1 protein-coding gene is annotated in these 386 nt (G+C 42.5%); it reads left to right on the forward strand.

All coding sequences use genetic code 11. The annotated features are described in order from the left end of the window. Positions 1-386: Ig-like domain-containing protein (locus tag H4J76_RS19570; protein ID WP_182231152.1), on the forward strand; the 386-nt coding region annotated here is incomplete at both ends.

Here is a 386-nt window from a genome sequence, read left to right on the forward strand (position 1 = left end):
TACATTGTTACTGACGGTGCAGGTGATACACAGACTTCTACCTTAACGATTTCAGTAACTCCAGTTTCTGATCTGAGCGATGATAATGAAACTGTCACTGTTGCAGAAGATACAACAGCCACAGGTAATGTGCTTGATAATGCAGAAACTGCTGATGGTCCACTCACGGTAACGAGTTTTACTGTTGGTGGGAATACGTACAATGCAGGTGATACGGTTACTCTTGCGGAAGGTGAACTCACTTTAAATACCGATGGTAGTTACACTTTTACACCCAATGACAACTTCAACGGTGCCGTGCCAGTGATCAGTTACACCATTACCGATGGTGCTGGTGACACAGAAATTTCAACTTTAACAATTTCAGTAACTCCAGTGTCAGATTT

The sequence above is a fragment of the Colwellia sp. BRX9-1 genome, from assembly GCF_014077195.1.
Classification (GTDB): domain Bacteria; phylum Pseudomonadota; class Gammaproteobacteria; order Enterobacterales; family Alteromonadaceae; genus Colwellia_A.